Below are 6,835 nucleotides of genomic sequence, written 5' to 3'. Positions count from 1 at the left end.
CCCAAAAGGGATCAGCCTAACCACTGGCCGGATTTTACTCCGCCACGCTCAGCACAACGCCGGCGTTCCGATGGCCTGCTTTGTCACCGGCGCATCCAGTCCTTCGCGCAGGCCGATAAGGCCTGCCCCGACGGGGGTCAGAATGGAGATTTTACCAGCGGCAATGTCTGCATCGCGGGGATAGACCAACTGATAGCTATAATTCTTGCCGCTGGCTTCATCGACGAACTCGACGTGGGCATGCATGATGACGACGTCGCGGGGGACCCGATTGGCAGCGTGCACATTCGCGCGACCGATTTCGGTCAACAACAGCTCGCTCACCTGCGGTAGCCTATCTTGCGCTGCCATTGCGAGGTCGGCAAGCGCATCAGCTTCGGCTTCGATCATATGGATGGGCGGCCGACGGCTCGCCTTGCTCTTGCTCATAGTATTTTCGCTTTCCGCGAGTGACGCCATCCGGCCGAGCCGGACTGGTCCGTTGAAACGGGATATGTCAGAAGCCCCGAGTTCGGGGCAGCGCGCACCAGAACCCGGGGCTAGATGCCCGCGAGAAGCTGACCCCCATGGTGGCGGAAGCGATAATGACAGCGTCGAGTCTGCATCGGTACATGATGCAATCGGGCGGTTACAAAGTCAAATGATGCGGGTCGCGATCCGCGTTTCCGGCACCGTCATCTCATTCAGCCAGTGATGGGCAAAGGATAATGCCAACCGGGGCTCCTGTTGCGCGATGCCTCAAACTGCTGCGCCGCGAAAGACCAATTGGCCAGCTCCTCCCACCAGGATTTTAGCCAGTTCGGCCTGTCCTGCTGATAATCGAGATAGTAGGCATGTTCCCAGACATCGCAGGTGAGGAGCGGCGTGCTACCCTCTTCGAGGAACGGCGTGGCTGCATCATGGGTCGAAACGACCTCGAGTGTGCCATGTCGGGCAATCAGCCAGACCCAGCCCGAACCAAAATGACCGGCGCCCGCAGCAATGAACGCTTCCGCTAAAGCGGCGGTGCTGCCGAAATGGGCTTGGATCGCCTCGGCGAGCGGTCCGGACGGCGCCGATCTGGCTTTCGCCATGCTCTCCCAGAAAAAGGCGTGGTTCCACGCCTGTGCAGCATTGTTGAAAAGAGCCGTAGTCTCGCTTGCCCGTGCGATCGCAATGATCTCCTCAAGCGAGTGCGCCGAAAAATTCTCCTCTGCTAGCAGGCGGTTCAGCGTGTCTACGTATCGTGCGTGATGCTTGCCATGGTGAACGGCCAGGGTCCGCGCGGACAAAGTCGGTTCCAGATCGGCCAGATCATAGGGCAGTGGTGGCAACTCAAAAACGGGCGCCATCCTTTCCGGTTGCTCACTCATGCCAGTCTCCCGAGAGGCTGCCTCTTCCCAAACCAATCGAATATTGTGACAATCTTGCGCTCAAAGCCGCAATGCATAGAGCAATCGGCTCGACAGCGTGATCGCCAGCCCAATGGCCGTCGGCCGTATGAACGATTGCCGCGCGACCCGCGCGTTCCATCCAGCCGCCCATTGGCACGAGGGTGGCTGCGGCACGCTCCTGCGACGAGTAATGCAACGCACGCACCCGGCTGCCATCGCCATGTTGCCAGACCCCCTGCTCGATCACTGCCAGGTCGGCGAGACCTGCAAAGATTGCCCTTGCTATTTCCGCGTCGAGACTGCGGCTGCTCGCCGGAGAAGACTGGCATGCCGCGATCGCAGCCGCCAAAAGTTCGGCGCGCTTCGCTGATGCAGCGTCTCGCACGGGGGCTGACAGCGTCATGGTGGCGATGCCGTGGTCGATGACGGTCGTTCATGGGAGGCCGGCCCTGCGCGCGCAGGGCAGACTTGTTTGAGCAAACCATCGCCGATCCCATATACCCAGCCATGGAGCGTCAAGGATGGTCCCTCGCGCCATCGCCGCAAAATGACCGGGTTGGTTGCGAGCGCTTCGATTTGGGCCGCCACATTGCGTTCACACAGATGATCGGGTTCGCAGACATGAGAGGCACGCGGCTCATTCAGCAGCGCTCGCACAGGTTGCAGCCATTGGCCGATCGCGTCGGATGTTTCGGGCGAGAGCACGGCCTGGATCCCTCCGCAGCCGTAGTGGCCCACTACGATGATGTGCTCGACCTGCAGATTCTCGACGGCAAACAGAAGAGCTGCCGCGAAGTTGGGATCATGCGCCAGGGCGAGGTTCGCGACATTGCGATGAACGAACATTTCTCCGGGATCGAGGTCGACGATTTCGGTCGCTGGCACTCGGCTGTCGGCGCAGCCGATCCAGAAATAGCGCGGCCGCTGCTGGCCCACGAGGCGCTTGAAGAATGCGGGATCCCGTGATGTTTTTCCCGCGGCCCAGCGACGATTGCGTTCGAATAGTGTGGACAGGCCCTCGATTGTGGCCGCGGTTCCTCCATTCTCCGTACCGCTGCTGACTTGCTCGTTCATAGCGTTGATGTCTGGAGATCAACGACGCGGAGATAAGGTTTGATCGTTTTGAAGCCTTGCGGAAATTGGCGGGCGGCCTCCTCGTCTGAAAGTTTCGGAGAGATCACGACGGGTTCACCCTGTGTCCAGTTCACCGGTGTCGCTATGCTTCTGGCATCGGTGAGCTGAAGGCTGTCGATGGCTCTCAATATTTCGTGGAAATTTCTGCCGGTCGACGGGGGGTAGGTTAGGATCAATCGCACCTTATGGGCTGGATCGATGACGAAGACCGATCTGACGGTTACCGTTGGATCACTGTCGGGATGAATCATGCCGTAGAGCTGCGAAACCTTGCCATCGGGATCGGCAATCATCGGAAAATCAAGTTTGGCACCTTGTGTTTCCTCAATATCGCATTCCCACTTGTGATGGGCTTCGACCGGATCAACCGACAGACCAATGGGTTTAACATTGCGCTTGTCCCATTCGGAACGCAGTTTGGCGACTTCGCCAAGTTCGGTTGTGCAGACAGGGGTGAAATTCTTGGGATGGCTGAAGAGGACGCCCCATTTATCCCCTAGCCAATCATGGAAGCGGAGGCGGCCGTGAGTGCTGTCCTGCTCGAAATCCGGCGCGATTTGTCCAAGTTGAATCGCCATGGGGCATCCTTCTGTAATTCAGATACCTAAGATGCCGCACCACACCACACCATACAAATGAATGTTATGCCGCTTTTACATAAAAATATTTGCACCTAATCGCGGGGCGGTCTGGCCGCAATGATGAGGATCGAAAGTAGTGCAAACGGAAGCGCAAGCAGCACGACAGAATCGACGTCGGCAGGGGAGAGGACCCCTTCGTGGCAAAGCAACCACACCAGAATGCGCAGCGCCGCGTAAGCCAGCCCGGCTGCCATCACGAGATACAGGCCTGCGGGCCGATTTGGCATGCTACGATCTGCCGAATCGTCGTCAGGACCGCCGATCATCATCTGTTTTCCGGTTTCGCCGGAGCCAGCGGACATGCCGAGCAATCCTTTGATGCGGTAGAGCGGGCGTAGACTGGGTGAAATAAGCGATGATATCTCTGGGTGGCGCAATCTCAGAGTATGAAAGACGCTGCCGCGCGCGCTGCTCGGCATGAAGCGATATGGCAACGCTCAAACAGATCCCACTGACGAATACGACGACCGCGCTCAGGATCTCAGCGCTGATGATTCCCTCGACATAGAATATCGAGAGCGTCCCTGCGATGCCGCCGATCAGCATCGCCAGCGTGAGCCATAGCTTCCAGGGCTTTATATCGTGATCTGGGCGAGGTGGGGTTGGGCGGAAGGGCTTCATGGCGGGAGGACTTTCTTGCCGACGGCAAACTGGTTTGGAGGCGCCGATGCTTCCTCTTGCAGCAAGATGATCCGCTCATTACCATCCAACAAGCAAATGAATTTGATTGCTCATTAACCGCAGGAATATTGAACCTTGGATATCAACGTCGCGCGGACTTTCCTGGAGGTGGTGAAGACAGGCAGCTTCGTCAGCGCTGCGGCCAATCTCAATCTGACCCAAACCGCTGTCAGCGCCCGGATCCGTGTGCTGGAGGATCTGCTCGATCGGCCCGTGTTCATCCGCAACAAAGCTGGGGCAAAGCTGACACCGGCCGGTGAGCAATTCCTTCGCTTTGCAACAACGCTCGTGCAGGTCTGGGATCGCGCGCGCCGCGCCGTCGCCCTACCCCCCGGGCGTGAAACGGTTGTGACGGTCGGCGCCGAACTCAGCTTGTGGAGTCCGTTGCTGCGCCATTGGCTCTTGTGGATGCGACGCGAATGTCCCGAAATCGCTGTCAGCACCCATATCGACACGTCCGAACGGCTCATGGGCCAGGTTCAGGACGGAACCCTCGATGTGGCAGTGCTATATGCTGCGCCCAGTCGGCCTGGAATCATCGCCGAATTGCTATTCGAGGAAAAGCTCGTTCTCGTCCGCACTACACCCGCAAGTCGAACTTTGGGGCCTGAAGATCATGTCCAGATCGATTGGGGGGAGGAGTTTGCCGCCAGTTATCACGCGGCCTTTCCGGACCAACCCAATGCCGTGGTGTCGATCAGCTATGGTCCTCTCGCTCTGGACTATATTCTTGCGACCGGTGGAAGCGGCTATTTCAGAAAAGGGTTTATACGCTCCTATCTGGAAGAAGGGCGCTTGGCCCTGGTGCCCGGTAGCCCCGAATTTTCCTACTCAGCCTATGTCGTTCACAGCGCAAAGGCCGACCCGGGGGTGATGGATCGCATTCGCGCGGGTCTCAAAGCTGCAGCGAGCATCTCTGCATGAGCGACGAACCATCCTCCCCGGTGTGTTACGCAGCGCAAGCCGATGACGTCTATATGGGTTATGCCGGACGAGACGAACTTGTGCGCGCACTGACCGAGCTGCTCGAAGCAGAGCGCGCCGGCGCGCGGGTTAGTCTGGCAAGCGCCAGGCAATCGGCCGAACCAGGACATCGCGACTTGATGCGGACGGTGCGCAGGGATGAAGCGCGGTGGTGCGCCATGCTCACCCGCCATATAAAGCGGCTAGGGCATGCGCCGTCGCGCCAGGTAGGCGATTTTTACGGGAAGGCGCTCGCAATCACAGATCTTCGGGAGCGGCTCTATTTTTTAAACCGGGGGCAGCGATGGGTGGTCAAGAGGCTTGAGATCCTGTTGCCGCGGGTACGCGACGAGGGCCTTCATGCTGATCTGAACGCGATGCTGATCAGTCATCGTCTCAATATCGAGACGGCCGAAGCCTATCTTGCCGGAACAGGCGAGGCCCCCGCATAGACATACAAACGCTGTATCCTATGCCAGAGGCGCCTCTTTGTTCGTGAGGCGCCGCATGGTGGCGCGGTCGCTGAGCAGGTCTGCGATCGTGAAGGAATCAAACACGGTCATCATCGCCTGCATGCCTTGTGCAAGCACGCCGGTCAGACCGCACGCCGGAGCGAGCGCGCAGCCGGAACAATCGGCAAGCTGGAAGCCCTCTTCGGTCTTACGGACGACTTCGCCAACGGTGATGAGATCGGCCGACCTGGCAAGGCGCATCCCGCCGGCTCTTCCACGGACCGTCTCGATGAAGCCTTCATGTGCCAACGCGTTGACGACCTTCATGAGATGATTGTGAGAAAGATCGTAGGTCCGTGAGATTTCGCCGATCGAACACAGGCGTTCGTCGTGCAGAGCAAGGTGTATCAACACCCTGAGGGAATAATCGGTGTAGCGCGTCAGACGCACATGCATCTCCTGTGCCGCACCGGATACCTGTATCAGAAAAACATGTTAAGGGGCAACGGTAAGGCGGCTCCAGGGCCGAAAAGACCCTGCAACATGGTTCAGGCCTGCAGAAGATGATGAAGACCTTTGGCGACGCAATGTGTGGCATCGGCGGCGACCGTCACGCGCAGCTGGGTCGCCTGGGCAATCATGTCGGCGATCCGGGGGACAAGCGCTCCGCCACCCGTCAATATGACGCCAACATCGAAGATGTCCTGGCTCAGCTCAGGGGGCGTCTGCGCGAGCACATCATGAACCACGCGCACGATCTGTTCGAAATGGCGGTCTACGATTCTGTCGAGTTCCGACAGTGGGATTTCTAGGGTCATTGGCAATCCACGGCGAAGGCAGCGCCCCTTCGCGGTGATGCTCACGCTACTCGAGCAAGAGCTGGACTGCTGCCGGCCAGCATAGTCGAGTTTCATTTCTTCGGCAGTATTGTGGCCGATCAGAAATTTATGTTCCAAATGGAGATAGTCGGCGATAGCCTGGTCAAGCGTTGTGCTACCGACCCGGACAGAACCAGCAGCGCAACTTCCGCCGAGTGCAAACACCGACACTTCGGTCGTAGCCGCGCCGCATTCGACGAGAAGCGCACCGCGCGGCGCTTCCACATCGATACCGGCGCCGATGGCCGCGGCCAGCGGCTCCGAAATCAACTCTACGGCGCCAAAGCCTGCATCGTTGGCCGCTGTCAGCATGGCGCTGCGTTCCGCCTGTGTCGCATCGGCGGGGATCCCGATGAGCGCTGAAGGCGAACGCACGCTGCGAGCGCTGCGAGTTTGCGACAAGGCAAAGCGGAGCAATTCTTTGGCAGCCTCGATATCCTGAAGCACACCTCTGCACAGCGGGTGCTTTATTGTGAGGCCGCGCGGCGTGCGGTCCAGCATCGCGCGGACAGCAGCGCCGGCCGCGACAAATTTCGTCACACCGTCTTGGCGTGAGAAGCAGCAGAGCGAGGGCTCGTCAAAAATAATGCCGCCATCACGGCTAACCAGGCGAAGGTTCGAGGTGCCAAAATCGACGGCAATGTCTGGCTTGGATCGCCGAAGAGCAGAAGGGAAGCGGATCATGGCTGGCTCAATAGCCGATTTTCGCGGCA

10 protein-coding genes are annotated in these 6,835 nt (G+C 59.0%); 2 read left to right on the top strand and 8 right to left on the bottom strand.

Translation table 11 applies throughout. From position 1 onward, the window contains the following. Positions 1–48: 48 nt before the first annotated feature. From ASE22_RS06960 to ASE22_RS06940, 6 genes are all read right to left on the bottom strand, one after another. Positions 49–429, bottom strand: coding sequence for a GreA/GreB family elongation factor (locus ASE22_RS06960; RefSeq protein WP_056356689.1), 381 nt, complete (start codon positions 427–429; stop codon positions 49–51). A gap of 254 nt (positions 430–683) precedes the next feature. Beyond that, a complete protein-coding gene (locus ASE22_RS06955; RefSeq protein ID WP_156397206.1) occupies positions 684–1,352 on the bottom strand; it encodes a superoxide dismutase in 669 nt (222 codons plus the stop codon). After that, positions 1,345–1,776, bottom strand: coding sequence for a hypothetical protein (locus ASE22_RS26110; protein ID WP_082545409.1), 432 nt, complete (start codon positions 1,774–1,776; stop codon positions 1,345–1,347). Before ASE22_RS26110 ends, ASE22_RS06955 begins: the two co-directional genes overlap by 8 nt. Further along, positions 1,773–2,447, bottom strand: coding sequence for a carbonic anhydrase (locus ASE22_RS26105; protein WP_082545408.1), 675 nt, complete (start codon positions 2,445–2,447; stop codon positions 1,773–1,775). Before ASE22_RS26105 ends, ASE22_RS26110 begins: the two co-directional genes overlap by 4 nt. Next, positions 2,444–3,085, bottom strand: coding sequence for a peroxiredoxin (locus ASE22_RS26100; protein WP_065846511.1), 642 nt, complete (start codon positions 3,083–3,085; stop codon positions 2,444–2,446). Before ASE22_RS26100 ends, ASE22_RS26105 begins: the two co-directional genes overlap by 4 nt. A gap of 95 nt (positions 3,086–3,180) precedes the next feature. After that, positions 3,181–3,450, bottom strand: coding sequence for a hypothetical protein (locus tag ASE22_RS06940; protein WP_056356684.1), 270 nt, complete (start codon positions 3,448–3,450; stop codon positions 3,181–3,183). A 454-nt stretch (positions 3,451–3,904) separates the two neighbouring features. Here ASE22_RS06940 and ASE22_RS06935 point away from each other — a divergent pair, with 454 nt between their 5' ends. Next, positions 3,905–4,753, top strand: coding sequence for a LysR family transcriptional regulator (locus ASE22_RS06935; protein ID WP_056356682.1), 849 nt, complete (start codon positions 3,905–3,907; stop codon positions 4,751–4,753). Further along, on the top strand, positions 4,750–5,244 hold the full coding sequence (locus ASE22_RS06930; RefSeq protein ID WP_056356680.1) for a DUF6306 domain-containing protein: 495 nt from the start codon (positions 4,750–4,752) through the stop codon (positions 5,242–5,244). Before ASE22_RS06935 ends, ASE22_RS06930 begins: the two co-directional genes overlap by 4 nt. Positions 5,245–5,262: 18 nt before the next feature. Here the strand turns inward: ASE22_RS06930 and ASE22_RS06925 are convergent, their stop codons facing one another. Continuing rightward, positions 5,263–5,694, bottom strand: coding sequence for an Rrf2 family transcriptional regulator (locus ASE22_RS06925; RefSeq protein WP_056356700.1), 432 nt, complete (start codon positions 5,692–5,694; stop codon positions 5,263–5,265). Positions 5,695–5,792: 98 nt separating this feature from the next. Further along, positions 5,793–6,806 carry a rod shape-determining protein gene (locus ASE22_RS06920; RefSeq protein ID WP_056356678.1) on the bottom strand — a complete coding sequence of 338 codons (1,014 nt, stop codon included), beginning with the start codon at positions 6,804–6,806 and terminating at the stop codon, positions 5,793–5,795. Positions 6,807–6,835 lie beyond the last annotated feature (29 nt).

The organism is Sphingomonas sp. Root720, assembly GCF_001428605.1.
GTDB lineage: Bacteria > Pseudomonadota > Alphaproteobacteria > Sphingomonadales > Sphingomonadaceae > Rhizorhabdus.
This window is presented reverse-complemented; position numbering and strand designations above follow the sequence as displayed.

Bases quoted from the DNA above. Each gene is read 5' to 3' on its own strand.
- ASE22_RS06920 (WP_056356678.1), bottom strand. From the start codon at position 6,806: ATGATCCGCTTCCCTTCTGCTCTTCGGCGATCCAAGCCAGACATTGCC.
- ASE22_RS06930 (WP_056356680.1), top strand. From the start codon at position 4,750: ATGAGCGACGAACCATCCTCCCCGGTGTGTTACGCAGCGCAAGCCGAT.
- ASE22_RS06960 (WP_056356689.1), bottom strand. From the start codon at position 429: ATGAGCAAGAGCAAGGCGAGCCGTCGGCCGCCCATCCATATGATCGAA.
- ASE22_RS26105 (WP_082545408.1), bottom strand. From the start codon at position 2,447: ATGAACGAGCAAGTCAGCAGCGGTACGGAGAATGGAGGAACCGCGGCC.
- ASE22_RS26110 (WP_082545409.1), bottom strand. From the start codon at position 1,776: ATGACGCTGTCAGCCCCCGTGCGAGACGCTGCATCAGCGAAGCGCGCC.
- ASE22_RS06940 (WP_056356684.1), bottom strand. From the start codon at position 3,450: ATGTCCGCTGGCTCCGGCGAAACCGGAAAACAGATGATGATCGGCGGT.
- ASE22_RS26100 (WP_065846511.1), bottom strand. From the start codon at position 3,085: ATGGCGATTCAACTTGGACAAATCGCGCCGGATTTCGAGCAGGACAGC.
- ASE22_RS06955 (WP_156397206.1), bottom strand. From the start codon at position 1,352: ATGAGTGAGCAACCGGAAAGGATGGCGCCCGTTTTTGAGTTGCCACCA.